The 17989-nt window shown below is 65.3% G+C and carries 17 protein-coding genes; 9 read left to right on the top strand and 8 right to left on the bottom strand.

The window, feature by feature from the left end:
• Positions 1-21: 21 nt before the first annotated feature.
• Positions 22-981 (bottom strand): Bug family tripartite tricarboxylate transporter substrate binding protein, encoded by a 960-nt coding sequence (locus AC097O_RS09195; protein ID WP_479592499.1) that lies wholly within the window; start codon positions 979-981, stop codon positions 22-24.
• A 99-nt stretch (positions 982-1080) separates the two neighbouring features.
• Here AC097O_RS09195 and AC097O_RS09190 point away from each other — a divergent pair, with 99 nt between their 5' ends.
• From AC097O_RS09190 to AC097O_RS09180, 3 genes are read left to right on the top strand one after another with little or no spacing between them, the layout of a single operon-like run.
• Positions 1081-1773, top strand: a complete 693-nt coding sequence (locus AC097O_RS09190) for a response regulator (protein ID WP_479592498.1) — start codon at positions 1081-1083, stop codon at positions 1771-1773.
• Positions 1770-3200, top strand: coding sequence for a sensor histidine kinase (locus tag AC097O_RS09185; protein WP_479592497.1), 1431 nt, complete (start codon positions 1770-1772; stop codon positions 3198-3200). The genes AC097O_RS09190 and AC097O_RS09185 overlap by 4 nt, the downstream gene beginning before the upstream one ends.
• Positions 3200-3613, top strand: coding sequence for an RNA-binding S4 domain-containing protein (locus AC097O_RS09180; protein WP_479592496.1), 414 nt, complete (start codon positions 3200-3202; stop codon positions 3611-3613). The genes AC097O_RS09185 and AC097O_RS09180 overlap by 1 nt, the downstream gene beginning before the upstream one ends.
• Before the next feature lie 9 nt (positions 3614-3622).
• Here the strand turns inward: AC097O_RS09180 and AC097O_RS09175 are convergent, their stop codons facing one another.
• The gene (locus AC097O_RS09175; protein ID WP_479592495.1) at positions 3623-5035 is read right to left on the bottom strand and encodes a Fic family protein; all 1413 of its coding nucleotides are present in this window, start codon (positions 5033-5035) and stop codon (positions 3623-3625) included.
• Between the two features lie 298 nt (positions 5036-5333).
• On the opposite strand from AC097O_RS09175, the gene AC097O_RS09170 reads away from it, so the two are divergent.
• Entirely contained in the window at positions 5334-6005 is a 672-nt protein-coding gene (locus AC097O_RS09170; RefSeq protein WP_479592494.1) for a DUF4760 domain-containing protein, read from the top strand.
• 6 nt (positions 6006-6011) lie between these two features.
• Here AC097O_RS09170 and AC097O_RS09165 read toward each other — a convergent pair whose 3' ends face one another.
• A complete protein-coding gene (locus tag AC097O_RS09165; protein ID WP_479592493.1) occupies positions 6012-6968 on the bottom strand; it encodes a Bug family tripartite tricarboxylate transporter substrate binding protein in 957 nt (318 codons plus the stop codon).
• Positions 6969-7165: 197 nt separating this feature from the next.
• On the opposite strand from AC097O_RS09165, the gene AC097O_RS09160 reads away from it, so the two are divergent.
• Entirely contained in the window at positions 7166-8164 is a 999-nt protein-coding gene (locus AC097O_RS09160) for an LLM class flavin-dependent oxidoreductase (protein WP_479592492.1), read from the top strand.
• Here AC097O_RS09160 and AC097O_RS09155 read toward each other — a convergent pair.
• A complete protein-coding gene (locus AC097O_RS09155; protein WP_315240250.1) occupies positions 8154-8369 on the bottom strand; it encodes a DUF3820 family protein in 216 nt (71 codons plus the stop codon). The two genes, AC097O_RS09160 and AC097O_RS09155, sit on opposite strands and share 11 nt — an antisense overlap.
• 23 nt (positions 8370-8392) lie before the next feature.
• On the opposite strand from AC097O_RS09155, the gene AC097O_RS09150 reads away from it, so the two are divergent.
• Positions 8393-9379, top strand: coding sequence for a Gfo/Idh/MocA family protein (locus AC097O_RS09150; protein ID WP_479592491.1), 987 nt, complete (start codon positions 8393-8395; stop codon positions 9377-9379).
• Here AC097O_RS09150 and AC097O_RS09145 read toward each other — a convergent pair.
• The gene (locus AC097O_RS09145) at positions 9360-9719 is read right to left on the bottom strand and encodes a translation initiation factor Sui1 (RefSeq protein WP_479592490.1); all 360 of its coding nucleotides are present in this window, start codon (positions 9717-9719) and stop codon (positions 9360-9362) included. The two genes, AC097O_RS09150 and AC097O_RS09145, sit on opposite strands and share 20 nt — an antisense overlap.
• A gap of 75 nt (positions 9720-9794) precedes the next feature.
• Entirely contained in the window at positions 9795-10331 is a 537-nt protein-coding gene (gene ppa / locus AC097O_RS09140) for an inorganic diphosphatase (RefSeq protein WP_315183635.1), read from the bottom strand.
• A gap of 272 nt (positions 10332-10603) precedes the next feature.
• Here ppa and AC097O_RS09135 point away from each other — a divergent pair, with 272 nt between their 5' ends.
• The 3 genes from AC097O_RS09135 to AC097O_RS09125 all read left to right on the top strand — a co-directional run bounded on the left by AC097O_RS09135 (position 10604) and on the right by AC097O_RS09125 (position 14247).
• Positions 10604-13057, top strand: a complete 2454-nt coding sequence (locus AC097O_RS09135) for a sodium-translocating pyrophosphatase (protein ID WP_479592489.1) — start codon at positions 10604-10606, stop codon at positions 13055-13057.
• 153 nt (positions 13058-13210) lie between these two features.
• Positions 13211-13747 carry a hypothetical protein gene (locus tag AC097O_RS09130; protein ID WP_479592488.1) on the top strand — a complete coding sequence of 179 codons (537 nt, stop codon included), beginning with the start codon at positions 13211-13213 and terminating at the stop codon, positions 13745-13747.
• Positions 13744-14247, top strand: a complete 504-nt coding sequence (locus tag AC097O_RS09125) for a hypothetical protein (protein WP_479592487.1) — start codon at positions 13744-13746, stop codon at positions 14245-14247. The genes AC097O_RS09130 and AC097O_RS09125 overlap by 4 nt, the downstream gene beginning before the upstream one ends.
• A gap of 69 nt (positions 14248-14316) precedes the next feature.
• On the opposite strand, the gene AC097O_RS09120 is transcribed toward AC097O_RS09125, so the two are convergent.
• Positions 14317-14814 (bottom strand): OmpA family protein, encoded by a 498-nt coding sequence (locus AC097O_RS09120; protein WP_315183643.1) that lies wholly within the window; start codon positions 14812-14814, stop codon positions 14317-14319.
• A 204-nt stretch (positions 14815-15018) separates the two neighbouring features.
• Positions 15019-17988, bottom strand: coding sequence for a response regulator (locus AC097O_RS09115; RefSeq protein ID WP_479592486.1), 2970 nt, complete (start codon positions 17986-17988; stop codon positions 15019-15021).
• Position 17989 lies beyond the last annotated feature (1 nt).

Below are 17989 nucleotides of genomic sequence, written 5' to 3'. Positions count from 1 at the left end.
ACTTCATGGACGAAAACCCTCTTAAACCATGCCCGACTTGACCATGGTGGCGCGCAGGCTGGCGAAGTCGTCATCGACAAACTTCTCGAACTCGGCACCGGTGATCACGGCGGGGGTCCAGTTGTTCTTTTCGATGGCTTCTGCCCAGGCCTTGGACTTGGTGGCCTTGACGATCATGTCGATCAGCACCTTGCGTTGCTCGGGGGTGATGCCGCCCGCGCCGTACACGCCGCGCCAGTTGCCGATCTCGACATTGATACCCTGCTCTTTCAGCGTGGGGATGTCCACGCCCTTCAAGCGGGCAGCCGAGGTCATGGCCAACGCGCGCATCTTGCCGGTCTTGATGTACTCGGCAAACTCGCTCAGGCCGCTGCCGCCCACCGTGACGTTGCCGCCCAGGATGGCCGCCGTGGCTTCACCGCCGCCCCGGAAGGCCACGTAGTTGATCTTGGACGGGTCCACGCCGACATCGCGGGCAATCATGGCGGCGGCAATGTGCTCGGTGGAGCCGCGCGAACCGCCGCCCCACTTGATGCTGCCGGGGTCTTTCTTGAGCTGCTCGACCACTTCCTTCATGCTCTTGTAGGGCGAGCTGGCGGGCAGCACGAACACGTTGTACTCGGTGGTCAAACGGGCCAACGGGGTGGCCTGGTTCAGGCCCACCGGTGGCTTGCCGGTGATGATGCCGCCCAGCATGACCGCACCCATCACCATCATGGCGTTCGGGTCGCCCTTGCTGCCGTTGACAAACTGGGCCAGGCCCAGCGCACCAGCGGCACCGCCCTTGTTGTCAAAGCTCACCGAGTCGGCCGCCTGTGCGTCCGTCAGGGCCTTGCCAAGGGCACGGCCCGTGGTGTCCCAGCCGCCGCCGGGGTTGGCCGGAATCATCATCTTGACATTGGCCGCAGCGCGGGCCGCGAAAGGCAGGGTACCGGCAGCAGCCAGCACCGCCAAGGACTTCAAAAAAGCATCACGACGCATCGTAGTCTCCTCAGTAAATGGACGAACCTGTGGATCATGCATCCCTTACCTGTCAGTTTGCCGTCGGAACTTACTAGGGGAAATGCTAATGTCGGGGGCATGAAGCTGCTCCTTGTTGAAGACGATACCGCCATGCAAACCACGCTGGTCCGGGCCCTGGTCCGGCGCAATATGCGCATCCAGGCCTGTGGCGATGGCCGTGAAGCCCTGGCCCTGTGGCTGGAGTCGCCACCCGACGTGGTGCTGCTGGACCTGAGCCTGCCCGGCATGGACGGCCTGCAGGTGCTGGCCGCCGCCCGCAAGGCGGGCATGCGCACCCCCGTGCTGATCCTCACCGCGCGCGGCACCGTGGGCGACAAGGTGTTGGGTCTGAACGCCGGGGCCGACGACTACCTGCCCAAGCCGTTTGACCTGGAAGAACTGGAGGCCCGGCTGCGCGCCCTGGCCCGGCGCAGCGCCGATACAGCCGGTGACTTTGAAGACAAATCGGCCCCCAGCGCAATCAACATCGGCGCAATACGCTATGAAAAAGAGAGCGGTGCGGTTTACCACCACGACCAGCCCATGGAACTCAGCCCGCGCGAGCTGGCCCTGCTGCGCCCCCTGCTGGCCCAGCCCGGCCACGCTGTGACCAAGGAGCGGCTGTTCGAACTGGTGTTTCCCGGCGCGCAAGAGGTGCAGTTCGAAGCCATCGAGGTCATCGCCTACCGGCTGCGCAAAAAGCTGGCCAGCACCGGCGTGCGGCTGATGACGCTGCGCGGACTGGGCTATTTGCTCAAGGCCGACGCATGAGCGAGATGGCGACGGCTCCCCAACCGGTGCGCTCGCTGCGCCGCACCCTGCTGCTGGGCATCCTGCTGCCGGTGATTGCCGTGGTGGCGCTGAATACCGTCAGCCTGTACCGGCAGGCGCTGGCCGCCGTCACCACCGCCTACGACCGCACCCTGCTGGCCTCGGCCAAATCGATCGGCGAGCTGCTCGACGTAGACGGCTATGACGCCGCCGCGGTGCTGCACGCCACCGTACCCTATTCGGCCCTGGAGGCGTTTGAGGCCGACAACAAAAGCAACATCTACTACCGCGTCTCCAACCTGCGCGGCGAGATGGTCTCGGGCTACGCCGTGCTGCCGTTCTGGCGCGGCACGATTCCCGCCAAACCGGCCTACGCCGCGCTGGTGGACTTCTACGACGACCACGTCAACGGCGAGCCGGTGCGCGTGGCCGTGCTGCTGCAGCCGGTGGCCACCGACGACGGGCGCGGCATGGCCGTGATCCAGGTGGCCGAGACCCTGGAGCTGCGCCACACGCTGGCCCGGCAAATCCTGCTCGACACCCTGTGGCGGCAGGCCGCGCTGGTGGCCTTTATCGCGCTGGTGGTGGTACTGGTGGTGCAACGCGCCACCCGACCGGTGCGCCGCCTGAGCCAGACCCTGCAGGCACGCCCGGAAAACGACCTCACCCCCATTGCCGCACACGACGCGCCACGCGAGCTGCTGCCGCTGGTGGATGCCACCAACCACGTGATGGGCCGCCTGCAGCACCTGCTGGACCACCAAAAGCGCTTTGTGCGCGACACCGCCCACCAGCTGCGCACCCCGCTGGCGGTGCTGAAAACCCAGGTGCAGTCGGCCCTGCGCAACGATGTGGAGCCGCGCCAGGCCCTGCTGGAAATCAACACCACCGTCGACCGCGCCACCGTGCTGGCCAACCAGATGCTGGCCCTGGCCAAGGTGGAGCAACTGCGCCAGCAGGCCAACGCCGAGGTGCTGGACTGGTCGGCGGTGCTGCGCGCCGTGGCCATCGACCTGTCGCCCCTGCTGGCCGACAAAGACCTCGACTTCGCCATCCACACCACCCCCACCCTGGTGCGCGCCCACGACTGGATGCTGCGCGAGCTGGCCCGCAACCTGCTGCACAACGCCATCAAGCAAACCCCCGCAGGCAGCGCGCTGGACGTGGAACTGGTGGCCGACGGTGCCCAGGCCCACCTGCGCATCGCCGACAGCGGCCCCGGCATCAGCGCCGAGCTGGCCCAGCGTCTGTACCAGCCGTTTTCTGCCGGTGACGTGCAGCACGGCTCCGGCATGGGCCTGGCCATCTGCTTTGAAATCGTGCAGGCCCTGGGCGGCAGCATCGCGCTGGTGAACCGGGTGCAGCAGGGCCAACACCTAGGACTGGATGCCACGGTGCGCCTGCCTTTGGTTCAGAATGCGGACTAATGGAAAAATTACGTATCGATAAATGGCTGTGGGCGGCGCGGTTTTACAAAACCCGCAGCCTGGCCACCGAAGAAGTCAACAAGGGCCGGGTGCAGATAGCCGGGCAGGACGTGAAGCCCGCGCGCGAGGTCAAGCCCGGCGACCTGCTCACCCTGCGCCAGGGCCCGGTGGTGCGCACCATCGAGGTGGTGGGCATCAGCCAGGCCCGCGGCCCGGCCCCGGTAGCCCAGGCCCTGTACGCCGAAACGCCCGACAGCCTGCAAGCCCGCCTGGCCGCCGCCGAGCAGCGCCGCCTGGCCCCCGAACCCGCCCACAGCCTGGACCATGGCCGCCCCACCAAGCGCCAGCGCCGGGATCTGGACCAGGCCGGCCAGGGCTGGGGCGACCGCTGGAGTGCGTCGGTGGACGATTGAATTCGCCCGCTACCGGACGGCGCGTTTGAACCGCCAGCTTTGAAACTCTGACAGCCGCAGCCGGTACCGCACGATATTGCCCTCGTACAAATGGTCCAGGTCCGACTGGATCGCTTCCACAAATGCCTGCATGTCGTGCGTGGCCACCCCTTGGGCGTGTTGCACCACCTCGGCGGTGCTGCCCTGCAGCCCCAATCGCACCACCGCTTGCACCGCTTGCGCCAATGCCGCCCGGTATTTAAGGCGGAACGCATCGGGCTCGCCCAGCGACTGCCGAATGGCCAGGTAGCGCTGGCAAGAGCGCTCGTACGCCCACACAAACACATCGCGCAGCAGCTCCACGCGCCCTTGCTCATACACGCCCAAGGTGCCCTCCACGTACGCCCGCTCAGGCACATCCACAAACGACAGCGGACACAGGTTGTCGCGAATCAGCGGAATATTGGCCGCCAGACGCGACACCCGCTTGTTCACATCCTCAAACGGCTGCAGATACGGCAGGTGCACCATGCCAAAAAAGGCCTGCTCGAAGGGGTCGGCAATCTGCGCCGCCTTGTGCAGCACCAGGTCAAAGCATTCGTGGATCTGCTGCGGCACGGCCAGCGGCATAAACACTGTTCCGCTGATGGCCACTTCACGGGTCCGCAGACGGCCACTGGCCATGCGTTCAGACATCAAGTTATCCGACAGGATGGCGTGCAGATTCAGCACGGTGTAGCGGTTGAAACCCACCTCGTCGGCACTCTCCACCAGCATCTCGATGGCGGCCTTGTGGTTCAGCACCATCTGGGTTTCTTGCGCATCCTTGCCGCCAGCAACCAGCCCGCGTTCAATCAGATTTTGCGTATCCAGCCGGGTGTAGGTATTGCCCTCCAGGCGGGACGATGCCCACGACAAATCCACCAGCAAGCGCCCCAGAATATCGCGGGCATAGGTGCCCGCAGGCCGGACATTGGTAGCGGTGCGCCCCGACTGGTGCAGCCGTTGGCGGTGCGCGGGCAGCAGGTAGAAGTCTTCGTTGGGCCGGTAGCGCTCCAGCAGGCTGCGGTCATAGCCCACCGGCATACGCTCGGTGAGCGGTCGGCGCACAGCGTCGCGCACCTCCAGACCCGCGACCGACACGGGCACATACGCTTCCACCGAAAGATCAGCGTGCGACACCGCCGATGCCTGGGCTTGCGCCTGCAACGCCACAGACGCCCCAACCAATGTATAGACCGTGGACCGGCTCCCCCCCTTTGCCACGATGCGCTGGGCCGCCAACAACGCCTCCAGCCGCCGCTGCAAGGTGCGGCGCGGCATGCTATGGCCTTGCCGCTGGCCCCAAATGACACCCAATTCGCGCACACCCAGCCCGGCAGGATGCTGGTCCAGTATCTGCACAATCCCATCCAAAGTGCGCGCGACTGGTGTTTTGTCCATGGTCTAGTCCGTTCAAAGTGGCACGAATATCCGTATTCGCGCCAAATTATAGATACTTTGGCACGAATTGAGATATTTGCGCCAAACCGCTGGAGTGCGTCGGTGGACGATTAATCCCTGCACCGTGGTGGTGTTTTGCCGATTTGGGGCAAAATATGCAGCAGAGCTTGCTTGCAAAGCGGGCTCAGGCAGTAGCACCACAGTTTCGGCACCCCTTGCCCACTTCCGGAGAAACCTATGCAGACTTTGCCACGAGAAGGCGTTGGACTGGCTTAAATTGCCCCATGGGCTTCATTGGATGAAGCCCCAACCATTCCCCAAAAAGCCCAGTCGCGTACTGGGCTTTTTGTTGGCCTGGGTGTTTACCGCGCTCGGCGTTTTCGCCAGTTGGGAGGCCACTGGGCGGCTGTTCTGGTTCGACATCCCACCGGTCGGGCTGCAAAATCCGCAGTGGGTGCTGATTTTGAGTGCGGTGGCCGCAGTGACGGGCTGGATCGTCTCGGCCATGGTCACCATCCGTAACTCGATCAAGCAGCACACCATCAACACCCTGCTGCAATCCCGCTTGTCCGTCACCTACATGGAGAGCGCGCGGGCCGTGAACCAGCGCTACTTTGGCCCCCAAGCCTGCCTGTACCGCCTGACGGCCGGCGAATACGCCCAGAACGCGCCCGAATCCAGACTCCACGAGCTGGGCTACCTGCTCAACTACCTGGAGTTCATCGCCGCCGCCATCCGCTTTGGCGACCTGGACGAAAAGCTGATGCGCATGACCCTGCGCGGCATGGTCTGCAATACCTTCGAGGTGGCCCTGGTCTATATCGATGCCAACCGCGTGACCCCGCTGGACGCAGCAGGCAAGCCGCGGCCTTCCAAGGCTTTCGAGCACCTGGCCTGGCTGTACGACTTTTGGTTTGATGCAGGCTTGCAGCGCGCCAGTATTCCCCGGCCTGCCACCGCGACAGCCTGACACGGCCTACTCCAGCCGAATGCCCCGCGCCGCAATCAGCCCGCGCATCAAGCCCATTTCTTCCTGCACCCGCCCTCTCAGGCCCTCCGGCGCGCTGCCCACCGCCTGCCAGCCCTGGTGGAACAGCTTGGCCCGGACTTCGGGGTCGCGGTAGATGCGGGCGATCTCGGTGGCCAGCCGGGCCTGCGCGGAGGGGGACAAACGCGCCGGGCCCACCAGCGCCGTCCATACCTCCAGGTTCACGCCGCGCACCCCGGCCTCGGCCAGCGAGGGCACGTCGGGCACCAGGGCGCTGCGGCTCCCGGCCAGGCCGACGGCCCGCAGCTTGCCCGATGTGACGTGCGGCATGGCCAGGCCCGGCGGCACCAGCGCCATCTGGATCTGCCCGCCCAGCAGCCCGGTCACGGCCTGCGGATTGCCCTGGAATGGGATGTGCACCGGGGCCATGCCGGGCACTTGGGACACCAGCCATTCCATGCCCAGATGCGCCAGCGTGCCGTTGCCGGGCGAGCCATAGTTCCAGTTGCCCGCGCTCTGGCGCGCCGCGTCAAAGAAGGCCTTGCCGCCCGGCAGGTTGGCCGGTGCCACCAGCACCAGCGGCGCGGTGGTCAGCAGCGACAGGTAGCTGAAGTCCTTGGCCGGATCGAACGGCAACTGCGGCGCCAGCATCTTGGCCGAGGTCAGGTTGCCGTTGATGACCACCCCCAGCGTATGGTCGTCGATGGCCTTGGCCACCATGTCGGCGGCGATGTTGCCCGAAGCGCCCGGTTTGTTGTCCACGATGACCGGCTGGCCCAGGCTCTTGCCCAGGGCATCGGCCAGCGCGCGGGCCGAAATGTCAGGCGAGGAGCCGCCTGCAAAGCCCACGATGATATGCACTGGCTTGGTGGGCCAGGCGGTTTGGGCCATGGCAGGCAAGGCCAACAAGGCCAGAGTGAGCAGGGTCAGAGATCGGGTGTGCATGCGTTGTGCGCCATTTTGGGAAAAAAGGATTCTCGCCGCTGCAATACCCACAAGCCCAACCGCAGAACCCCCAGCACCCATCCAGCGCAAATGCGGTGGCTGCTACGCTGGGAACCAAACCCTGTTAAAAACTCCTTTTTTCATAGCTTGTCACGCTTATTCCATAAGCGCCAGAGCCTGATTTCTTATAAATTCCCATGATTCCTTTTTCTGTACTCGACCTGGCCCCCATCGTCGAAGGCGGCACCGCCGCCGACTCGTTTCGCAACACCTTGCAACTGGCGCAGCACGCCGAAGCCCTGGGCTACCAGCGCTACTGGCTGGCCGAACACCACGGCATGCGCGGCATTGCCAGCGCCGCCACTGCGGTGGTGATGGGCCATGTGGCGGCGGGCACCCGCACCATCCGCGTGGGGGCCGGGGGCGTGATGCTGCCCAACCACTCGCCGCTGGTGATTGCCGAGCAGTTCGGCACGCTGGAGTCGCTGTTTCCGGGCCGCATCGACCTGGGCCTGGGCCGCGCGCCGGGCTCCGACCAGGCGACGGCACGCGCGCTGCGCCGCGACCTGCAAAGCGATGCCCAGCAGTTTCCGAACGACGTGGTCGAGCTGCAGCACTACTTTGCCCCGGTGGAGCCTGGCCAGACCCTGCGCGCCGTACCGGGCGCGGGCCTGGAAGTGCCGCTGTGGATTCTGGGCTCCAGCACCTTTGGCGCGCAGCTCGCCGCCGAGCTGGGCCTGCCGTATGCGTTTGCCTCGCACTTCGCGCCGGGCGACCTGATGAACGCGATCGCCATCTACCGCGCCCGCTTCAAGCCGTCCAAACAGCTGGCCAAGCCTTATGTGATGCTGGGCTTCAACGTGTTTGCTGCCGACACCGACGCGGCCGGGCGGTTTTTGTTCAGCTCGCTGCAACAGGCCTTTGTAAACCTGCGCAGTGGCCGCCCTTCCTTGCTGCAGCCGCCGGTGGACGGCTTTGCCGAGCGCCTGCACCCCGGCGACCGGGCCATGATCGACAGCGCCCTGTCCTGCTGTGCCGTGGGCTCGCCGGACACCGTGCGCCGAACGCTACAGGCCTTTATCGAGAAAACCGGCGCGGACGAGCTGATGCTGACCTCGCAGATCTTCGACCACACTGCCCGGATGCGCTCGTACGAAATTGCTGCCGAAGTCCGGGAAGAGGCAGTTAGCGCTTAGGCCTCAAAGGCTTCAGCAGGTCCGACAGCCCGTTGTGGTCGATCTCGTGCATCAGCGCCAGCAGGCGCCCGATATCGGTTTTGGGAAAGCCTTCGCGGGCGAACCAGTTGAGGTAGTTGCCGGGTAGGTCGGCAATCACAGTGCCCTGGTGTTTGCCGAAGGGCATGGTCACGGTGACGAGGCGTTGCAGTTGGTCGGAGTCCATGGCGGGCACTTTACACTGGCCCCATGCACCACACACCCACCCCGCTCGCCTGGGGCATCATCGGCTGCGGCAGCGTCACCGAGCGCAAAAGCGGCCCGGCCTTCAACAAAGTGGCCGGTTCGCGCCTGGTCGCGGTGATGCGCCGCAACGCCGCGCTGGCCCAGTCGTATGCCGAGCGCCACGGCGTGCCGCGCTGGTACGCCGATGCCGATGCATTGATCCACGACCCCGAGGTCAACGCCGTCTACATCGCCACCCCGCCCGACAGCCACCATTTCTACGCCCTCAAAGTCGCCGCCGCGGGCAAGGTCTGCTGCGTGGAAAAGCCCATGGCCCCCAGCCACCGCGAATGCCTGGAGATGACCACCGCCTTCGAGGCCGCCGGGCTGCCCTTGTTCGTGTCCTACTACCGCCGTTCCCTGCCACGCTTTGCGCAGGTGAAGCAGTGGCTGATTGAGGGCGAGATTGGCGCAGTGCGCCACGTGCACTGGTCCTTCGCCCGCGCACCCAACCCCACCGACAAGGCCCAAACGCCCAATTGGCGCACCGACCCGGCCATCGCCGCAGGCGGCTACTTCGAAGACCTGGCCAGCCACGGCCTGGATTTGCTGCTGCATTTGCTGGGCGACATCACCAGCGCCCAGGGCATTGCCAGCAACCAGCAAGCCCTGTACGCCGCCGCCGATGCCGTCACCGGCGTGTGGCAGTTTGCCAGCGGGGCGACGGGCTCAGGCTACTGGAACTTTGGCGCAGCACAGGCGCTGGACGAGGTGGTCATCCACGGCGACGCGGGCGAGATCCGCTTCTCGGTTTTCGGCGAGCAGCCGGTGCAGTTGCGCAACGCCCAGGGCACGCAAAGTATGGAAATCGCCCACCCCGAAAATATCCAGTTCTTCCACATCGAAAACATGCAAAAGCACATGGACGGGCTGCTGACCCACCCGTCCACGGGGCACACAGCGCAGCGGGCGACGTGGGTGATGGAGCAGATCAGCCTCCGGCGCGCTTGACCGTATACCCCTGCTTCTGCAACAGCCCGATCACCGTATCGCAGTGGTCGCCCTGCACTTCGATCACGCCGTCTTTTACCGTGCCGCCACTGCCGCAGGCGGCTTTGAGCTGTTTGCCCAGGGCTGTCAGCGCCACAGCGTCCAGCGGCACGCCTTTCACCAGGGTCACGCCCTTGCCTGCCCGGCCCTTGGTTTCGCGCGAGACGCGGACGATGCCGTCGGTTTTGGGCGCAGGCTTTTGGCCGCAGGTGCACTGGGCGATGGGCTGGCGGCAGACGGGGCACATGCGGCCTGCTTCAGTGGAATAGACCAGGCCGCCGCTGCTGGGTTTGCTTTTCATTTGAATACTATCAAAAAAATAGCACCTAGCGCCTATGGAATGGGCGCTAGGTGCCGATTTGGCACTTAAAAAGGCTTAGGCGAGGGACTTTTTGTAATTCGCCATGCCGTCGGTGATTTCCTTCTTGGCGGCATCAATGCCTTCCCAGCCGATCACCTTGACCCACTTGCCCTTTTCCAGGTCTTTGTAGTGCTCGAAGAAGTGGCTGATGGCCTTGAGGCGCATCTGGTTCACGTCTTCGATTTTTTGCCAGTGGGTGTAGATGGGCAAAATCTTGTCGGTGGGCACGGCCAGCACCTTGCCGTCCACGCCAGCTTCGTCTTCCATCATCAGGATGCCGATGGGGCGGCAGGTCACCACCACGCCGGGGAACAGCGGGTACGGGGTGATCACCAGCACGTCCACCGGGTCGCCGTCGCCGCTCAGGGTCTGGGGCACGTAGCCGTAGTTGGTGGGGTAGTGCATGGCCGTGGTCATGAAACGGTCCACAAAAATCGCGCCGGACTCTTTGTCCACTTCGTACTTGATCGGGTCGGCGTTCATCGGGATTTCGATCACGACGTTGAAGGCGTCGGGGGCGTTCTTGCCAGGAGGGACTTGGTTCAGGGACATGGTTGTCTTCTTAGTTTGGAGTGGATGAATGGGTTTTTGCGCAGTCGGTTATTTTGCCCTAGCCCGCTGGCACGGCCCTGACAGAAAAACAGCCCGCCAAAGCAGCCTAGGACATACCCCTAGCCGTGTGACTTTGTGTAGCTTTGCACCGTATATTGCCCAGGTTGGCCAATCACCGCCCTGCTCTGCCGGGGTTGCGAGGAAGCAACGCAGCGGGGGCCTCGCTAGCGTTGCGTCCCCACCTCGCGACAACGACTCAGGAGACCTACCCTATGGCTGGTAACACGGCGCTCATATTGGCGCTTATTTGTGGCTTCATCGCGGTGGCTTACGGCTTTTGGGCCCGCAGCTGGATTCTTTCCCAAGACGCAGGCAATGCGCGGATGCAAGAAATTGCCGCCGCCATCCAGACCGGCGCAGCGGCTTACCTGGCCCGGCAGTACCGCACCATCACCATCGTCGGTGTGGTGCTGGCGGTGCTGATCGGGCTGTTCCTCGACTCTCTTTCGGCCATTGGCTTTGTGGTGGGCGCGGTACTGTCAGGCGCTTGCGGCTTCATCGGCATGAACGTGTCGGTGCGGGCCAATGTGCGCACCGCCCAGGCGGCCACCAAGGGCATTGGCCCGGCGCTCACGGTGGCTTTTCGTGGCGGGGCCATCACCGGCATGCTGGTGGTGGGGCTGGGCCTGCTGGGCGTCACCGGCTTTTACTGGTTTCTGGTGCCCGATGGCGCACCCACGGCGGCGCGGCTGAACCCGCTGATCGGCTTTGCCTTTGGCTCGTCGCTGATCTCCATCTTTGCGCGGCTGGGCGGCGGCATCTTCACCAAGGGCGCGGACGTGGGTGCCGACCTGGTCGGCAAGGTAGAGGCGGGCATCCCCGAAGACGACCCGCGCAACCCGGCGGTGATTGCCGACAACGTGGGCGACAACGTGGGCGATTGCGCCGGTATGGCCGCCGACCTGTTTGAAACCTATGCCGTCACGCTGATTGCCACCATGGTGCTGGGCGCGCTGCTGGCCTCCGGTGGCGGCGCGGCCACCGTGGTGTACCCGCTGGCGCTGGGTGCCGTGTCCATCGTGGCCAGCATCATTGGCTGCTTCTTTGTGGTGGCCTCGCCGGGCATGAAGAACGTGATGCCCGCGCTGTACAAGGGGCTGGCGGTGGCGGGCGTGCTGTCGCTGATCGCGTTCTACTTCGTCACCCAGGCCCTGGTGCCCGACAACGCGCTGGGTGGCACGGGTGCGGCCATGAAGCTGTACGGCGCTTGCGCCGTCGGCCTGGTGCTCACCGCCGCGCTGGTGTGGATCACCGAGTACTACACCGGCACGCAGTACGCCCCGGTGCAGCATATCGCCCAGGCATCGACCACCGGGCACGGCACCAACATCATTGCCGGGCTGGGCGTGTCCATGCGCTCCACCGCCTGGCCGGTGATTTTTGTCTGCATCGCCATCTGGGTGTCGTTCCACCTGGCGGGTTTGTACGGCATTGCGATTGCGGCCACGTCCATGCTCAGCATGGCGGGCATCGTGGTGGCGCTGGATGCCTATGGCCCCATCACCGACAACGCGGGCGGCATTGCCGAAATGGCCGAAATGCCGAAAAGCGTGCGCGACGTAACCGACCCGCTGGATGCCGTAGGCAACACCACCAAGGCCGTCACCAAGGGCTACGCCATCGGCTCCGCAGGCCTGGCCGCGCTGGTGCTGTTTGCCGACTACACCCACAAGCTGGAAGCCTACGGCCACGCCATCAGCTTTGATTTGAGCAACCCGATGGTCATCATCGGCCTGTTCATCGGCGGCCTGATTCCCTACCTGTTTGGCGCGATGGCGATGGAGGCCGTGGGCCGCGCTGCGGGCAGCGTGGTGGTGGAAGTGCGCCGCCAGTTCCGCGACATCCCCGGCATCATGGAAGGCACGGCCAAGCCCGAGTACGGCAAAGCGGTCGACATGCTGACCACGGCAGCCATCAAGGAAATGATGGTGCCCAGCCTGCTGCCGGTGGTGGTGCCGATTGTGGTGGGCCTGCTGCTAGGCCCGGCGGCGCTGGGCGGGCTGCTGATGGGCACCATCGTCACCGGCCTGTTTGTGGCCATCAGCATGTGCACTGGCGGCGGGGCCTGGGACAACGCCAAGAAGTACATCGAAGACGGCCACCACGGCGGCAAGGGCAGCGAGACGCACAAGGCCGCCGTCACCGGCGACACCGTGGGCGACCCGTACAAGGACACCGCAGGCCCGGCCGTCAACCCGCTGATCAAGATCATCAACATCGTAGCCCTGCTGATCGTGCCGCTGGTGATGCAGATCCACGGCGGCAGCGCACCGATGGCCGCCGCCGCAGCCGCGGCCCCGGCCATGAATGCATCGGCCCCGGTGGCCGCCATGAGCGACAGCGCCTCCATCGCGGTGGTGGATGGTGTGGTGAAGTTCTACTTTGCCACCGGCAAGGCCGAGGTGGCCGAGGGCGCAGCCGCCGCGCTGGCCGACGTGGCCAAGGCCGTGGCGGATGGCAAAAAGGCTGTAGTCAGCGGCTACCACGATGCCTCGGGCGACCCGGCCAAAAACGCAGAGCTGGCCAAGCAGCGCGCCCTGGCCGTGCGCGATGCGCTAGCCGCCCTGGGCGTAGCCGAGGACAAGGTCGAACTGCAAAAGCCCGCCCAAACCCAGGCCGATGGCCCGCCCGCCGAGGCGCGCAGGGTGGAAGTTTCCGTGCAATAAGTCACACTGCCCCACCCCTCCAGCCCGGCCCTGCCGGGCTTTTTTGTGAGGGGATGTAAGCCAGACCCAAATCGGCTTGAATCGCTATAAACTTAATAGCTGCTTGCGCTTATCCAATAAGCACAGGCACTTGTTTTTATAGGCAATTCCAGCATGCGAACAATTTCTTTACAACGGGCCACCACCGCCCTGCTCTGCGCCGCCACCTTGGGCCTGGCCGGTTGCGGCTCTTTTCTGCGCGAAGGCACCGGAGTTACCGCCGGTATGGGCGGCGCGGCCCTGGCCAGCACCCTGACGAACAACGCCGCCGTGGCCACCGGCATCGGCGTGGGGGTGCAGGCTGTGGCCCAGGCCGGGCTGCAAATGGCCCAGCGCAACGCCCACCAGGCGGAGCAAAACCACATTGCGCAGATAGCAGGGGCGCTGAAAGTGGGCGAAGTGGCGCGCTGGAAGATGACCCACAAGATCCCGCTGGAGGTGGATGAACAAGGCGAGGTCACTGTGAGCCGTGTCATCGGCAACGTGGGCAGCAAGGGCCTGGACTGCCGCGAGATCGTTTTCTCGGTGGAGATGACCGACATCTCCGAATTCCCCCGCGCCTTCTACGTGGCCACCATCTGCCGCAACGGCCAAACCTGGCAATGGGCCTCGGCCGAACCGGCCACCGGACGCTGGGGGGCGCTGCAATGACGGCATTGCGCTGGGCTGCCGTAGCCGCATCGCTGGCCCTGGCCGGGTGCAGTTCGGTGGGCGGGCTGGCAGGGGCGGTGGCGGTGGCGGGTATTACCTCGGGCGCGGCCACGGCCAACCCGGCGGTGGGCATTGCCGTCAGCGTCGGTGTGAAAGCGGCCACCGACGCAGGCATCCAGCACGCCACACGCACGCTGCAGGCGCAAGAGCAAGACCTGATCGCCGCCATCGCGGGCAACTTGCCGGTCGGTGCGCGGCGCGACTGGCGCATGCAGCGCAGCATCCCTTACGGCAACAAACATGGCGAGCTGCAGGTCACCCGCATCCTCGACACCCCCCTGGCCCAGTGCCGCGATGTGGCCTTTTCGGTGGCGGTGGACGATGCGCCACCCGACCAGCCCGCCGCCCAGTGGTACACCACCAGCATCTGCCTGCAGCTCAACGGCTGGAAATGGGCCGCCGCCGAGCCCGCCGTGCCGCGCTGGGGGGCTTTGCAGTAAAACACCCGCCCACAAAAAAACCGCAGCGCCCTTGCAGGTGCTGCGGTTTTTTAAAGAGCGCAGTGCGGTTTATTGCACGATCACCACTTCCACGCGGCGGGCTTCGGCGTTGCTGCCGGTGCCGGTCATGGCTTCGGGTTTGACCAGTTCGATCTTGTCGGCGGCTACGCCCAGGGCGGCCAGGGTGTCGCGCACGGCAATGGCACGCTGCTTGGCCAGTTCCTGGTTTTGTTCCAGGCTGCCGGTGGAGTCGTGGAAGCCGCTGACGCGCACGGCCTTGCCATCGGCAGCCAGCTTGATGACTTCGACCAGGGCTTCGTTGGCACCGGCGGCAATGTCGGCCTTGCCGGTGGCGAAGTAGAACTTCACGATGCCGTCCACCACCTTGACGCTGGCGCCATCCATCTCCACCACTTCCACGGCGGCCACGGCAGCGGGGGCCGCGCCGGATTTGGGCAGGGTCTTGTAGATGCCCAGACCGATCACCAGGCCGATGATGGCCGCCACCACGCCAAACAAAATAGCCAGCACTACGCCATGGTCGGTGTCGTCGTCAGAAGAAAACATTTGGGGGGTACTCCAGAAAAAATAAGAGGGACAAGGTGCAGAGCCCAGGCGGACGCGCTGCAGACAAAGTGTCGGGGGCGATTGTAGAGGGCTGGCAGACCCGATTTACCAAGGGTTAGCACAGTGGATAGAGGCAGAAAATAGTAACAAAAAGTGCACTCCGTGCTTATCCAACAAGCACAAGCAGCTATTATTTTTGAAAATCTACTCCGCCACCGGCTGCCGCACACGCACCAGCACGGCCCGGGCTTCTTCAAAAGAAAACCCGGCCACGGCGGCCTCCAGCGTGCTGAAATCGGCCCCCAGTACCCCGCGCAAGGCCGGGCCGTGCTGGGCCAGTACCGCCAGCGCCTCGGCATCGTCGGCCTGCAGATAGTCCTCCAGCTGGCCCAGCAGGGCGTGCAACTCCGTGCGGTCTACCGGTGCAGCCGCTGCGCTGGGCAGCTCGGCCCGCCGGTCGGGCAAGGCCTGGTCGAGTACCTCCACCAGGTGCCGCAGTTGCGCCTGGGTCTGCTGCAGCAGCGGCTGCAGGGTGGCGGGCGCGGCACGGTCGCGCAAAGCGGTTTCCAGCACGCCACTGGCTTCCTGCAGGCGCGTGGCCCCGATGTTGCCCGCCAGGCCTTTGAGGGTGTGGGCCAGACGCTCGGCGCTGACCAGGTCGCCGTTGCTTACCGCCTGGCACAGGGCCTCCCAGGCGGGGATCTGGGTGGACTTGAATTTGCGCAGCATGCTCAGGTACAGCGGGGTTTTGCCACCCATGCGGCGCAGGCCCGCCACCGTGTCCACGCCTTCGATGTGGGCGGGCAAGGTCTCGCCCGGTTCGGTGGGCACATCGGCCGACGCAAACACGGTGCGCGGTGCACGCGGGGCCGCGTCGCCCAGGCCCGGGCGCGGCGCAATCCACTGGGTCAGCGCCTGCCACAGCGCGTTGGGCTCGATGGGTTTGGTCACAAAACCGTTCATGCCAGCGGCCAGGCAGTGGTCGCGGTCGGCCTGCATGGCGTTGGCGGTCATGGCGACGATGGGCAGGTCGCGGTAGGTTGCATCACGCCGGATCAGCCGCGTAGCTGTCACGCCGTCCATCACCGGCATCTGCATGTCCATCAGCACGATGTCGTAGCGCTGGGCCTGCACCCGGTCCACGGCCTGCTGGCCGTCCCCGGCCACGTCCACCACAAAATCGGCATCTTCCAGCAGCTCGGTGGCGACCTGCTGGTTGAGTGCGTTGTCTTCCACCAGCAGCACGCGGGCCCCGCGCAAGGCCTGCAGGCGCTGGTAAACCGCGTCGGGCAGCTCGGCGACCACCGGCATACTCAAGGTTTGCCCGGCACCGGTGCTGGCCCCCACCACGCGCATCATGGTGTCGAACAGCAGCGACGGGTTCACCGGCTTGAGCAGCACGTCTTGCAGACCGGCAGTTTCGGCACCCCGCACCATTTCCTCGCGGCCATAGGCGGTCACCATCACCTGCTGCGGTGGCCGCTCCAGGCCCAGCGCGCGGATCTGCCGGGCGGCCTCCAGCCCGTCCATGCCCGGCATTTGCCAGTCCATCATCACCACGTCGAAGTACTGACTGGCCGTGGCCGCGTCCATTACGGCCTGGATGGCCTGGGCCCCCGACTCCACCGCCAGCACCTTGAAGCCTATGCTGTCGAGCATGTCGGCCAGCACGGTGCAGGCGTGGGGGTTGTCGTCTACCACCAGCACCCGCATGCCGCGCACGTCGATGCTGGGCACCAGGGTGCGCCGCTGCTGCAGGCCGCAGCCCAGCCGGGCGGTGAACCAGAACACCGAGCCCTGGCCCGCCACGCTGTCCACGCCCACCTCGCCGCCCATCAGCTCGGCCAGGCTTTTGCTGATGGCCAGGCCCAGGCCGGTACCGCCAAATTTGCGGGTGGTGGAGTTGTCGGCCTGGCTGAAGCTCTGGAACAGGCGGCCCATCTGCTCGGGCGTGAGGCCGATGCCGGTGTCGCGCACTTCAAAGCGCAGCATCAGCTCGGCATCGCTGTCGGTGGCCAGCCGGTCCACGCGGCGCACGGCGATGTGGATCTCGCCCTGCTCGGTGAACTTGATGGCGTTGTTGGCGTAGTTGATCAAGATCTGCCCCAGCCGCAGCGGGTCGCCCAGCAGGTGCGGCGGCACGTTGGCGCCTACCTCGCAAATCAACTCCAGGCCCTTGGCGCTGGCTTTCTCGGCGATCAGATTCACCACGTTTTGCAGGGCCGAATCCAGCTCGAACGGTGCGTGCTCGATCTCCAGCTTGCCCGCCTCGGCTTTGGAAAAATCCAGGATGTCGTTGAGGATGCCCAGCAGGTGCTGGCCCGAGCGCTCGATCTTGGCAATGTAGTCGCGCTGGCGCACCGACAGCTCGGTACGGCTGGCCAGGTGCGACAGGCCGATGATGGCGTTCATGGGCGTGCGGATTTCGTGGCTCATATTGGCCAGAAACATGCTTTTGGCGGCGGCCGCGTCTTCGGCCAGCGCGCGGGCGTGTTGCAGCTCGGACACCATGCGGACCAGGCGCTTTTGCATGGTGTCTATGGCGGTGAGCATGCTGGAGTTGCGCACCTCGGCCGGGTCCAGCAGGGTGTCGAGCTGGCCGTCGGCAATGCGCAGCACGGCATCCGACACCTTGTACGAGTCCAGCAGCATGGCTTTCAGGCGCATGGCCACAAAGGCCACCACCGCGGTCTCGGCGCAGACGATGAGCGCGTGGCCCCAGACCGAGCGCCCGCCCAGCAGCGTGCGCCCGTCGTTGAACACCACAATCCCCCAGCCCAGCGGTTGCAGCAGCAAAAACAGGATGTGGTGTACCAAGATGGCCCCGGTGGCCAGCACCAGGGGCCGCCAATCGCAGTACACCACCAGCGCCGCCAGCATCACAAAAAAGCTGAAATGCGCCTCCAGATCCCCGCCCGACTGCTGGATCACCAGGCCGGTCAAGGCCATGAAGCCCAGGGCCATGGCCATGCGCGACACCAGTTCGGTGGGGTAGTAGTGGCTGATCCACCAGGGCACCAGCACCGCGGGCAAACCCACCCACAGCAGCAGGCCCCAGGTGTCGGTGGCCGCCGCCATGCCCATGCAGGCCAGAAAATGCAGCCCGGCCACGCCCAGCATCAACCGGTGCGCGTAGCGGTAGTAGCCCAGCTCGCGCTCGGACACCGCAGCCATG

Source organism: Rhodoferax sp. LS1P39 (assembly GCF_056521425.1).
Note: the sequence above shows the minus strand (reverse complement) of the source record. Positions and strands in the feature narration are given on the sequence as shown.

What these genes read in the sequence shown, in the direction of transcription:
- AC097O_RS09195 (WP_479592499.1), bottom strand. Translation starts at nt 981, where the DNA reads ATGCGTCGTGATGCTTTTTTGAAGTCCTTGGCGGTGCTGGCTGCTGCC.
- AC097O_RS09190 (WP_479592498.1), top strand. Translation starts at nt 1,081, where the DNA reads ATGAAGCTGCTCCTTGTTGAAGACGATACCGCCATGCAAACCACGCTG.
- AC097O_RS09185 (WP_479592497.1), top strand. Translation starts at nt 1,770, where the DNA reads ATGAGCGAGATGGCGACGGCTCCCCAACCGGTGCGCTCGCTGCGCCGC.
- AC097O_RS09180 (WP_479592496.1), top strand. Translation starts at nt 3,200, where the DNA reads ATGGAAAAATTACGTATCGATAAATGGCTGTGGGCGGCGCGGTTTTAC.
- AC097O_RS09175 (WP_479592495.1), bottom strand. Translation starts at nt 5,035, where the DNA reads ATGGACAAAACACCAGTCGCGCGCACTTTGGATGGGATTGTGCAGATA.
- AC097O_RS09170 (WP_479592494.1), top strand. Translation starts at nt 5,334, where the DNA reads ATGAAGCCCCAACCATTCCCCAAAAAGCCCAGTCGCGTACTGGGCTTT.
- AC097O_RS09165 (WP_479592493.1), bottom strand. Translation starts at nt 6,968, where the DNA reads ATGCACACCCGATCTCTGACCCTGCTCACTCTGGCCTTGTTGGCCTTG.
- AC097O_RS09160 (WP_479592492.1), top strand. Translation starts at nt 7,166, where the DNA reads ATGATTCCTTTTTCTGTACTCGACCTGGCCCCCATCGTCGAAGGCGGC.
- AC097O_RS09155 (WP_315240250.1), bottom strand. Translation starts at nt 8,369, where the DNA reads ATGGACTCCGACCAACTGCAACGCCTCGTCACCGTGACCATGCCCTTC.
- AC097O_RS09150 (WP_479592491.1), top strand. Translation starts at nt 8,393, where the DNA reads ATGCACCACACACCCACCCCGCTCGCCTGGGGCATCATCGGCTGCGGC.
- AC097O_RS09145 (WP_479592490.1), bottom strand. Translation starts at nt 9,719, where the DNA reads ATGAAAAGCAAACCCAGCAGCGGCGGCCTGGTCTATTCCACTGAAGCA.
- ppa (WP_315183635.1), bottom strand. Translation starts at nt 10,331, where the DNA reads ATGTCCCTGAACCAAGTCCCTCCTGGCAAGAACGCCCCCGACGCCTTC.
- AC097O_RS09135 (WP_479592489.1), top strand. Translation starts at nt 10,604, where the DNA reads ATGGCTGGTAACACGGCGCTCATATTGGCGCTTATTTGTGGCTTCATC.
- AC097O_RS09130 (WP_479592488.1), top strand. Translation starts at nt 13,211, where the DNA reads ATGCGAACAATTTCTTTACAACGGGCCACCACCGCCCTGCTCTGCGCC.
- AC097O_RS09125 (WP_479592487.1), top strand. Translation starts at nt 13,744, where the DNA reads ATGACGGCATTGCGCTGGGCTGCCGTAGCCGCATCGCTGGCCCTGGCC.
- AC097O_RS09120 (WP_315183643.1), bottom strand. Translation starts at nt 14,814, where the DNA reads ATGTTTTCTTCTGACGACGACACCGACCATGGCGTAGTGCTGGCTATT.
- AC097O_RS09115 (WP_479592486.1), bottom strand. Translation starts at nt 17,988, where the DNA reads ATGGCTGCGGTGTCCGAGCGCGAGCTGGGCTACTACCGCTACGCGCAC.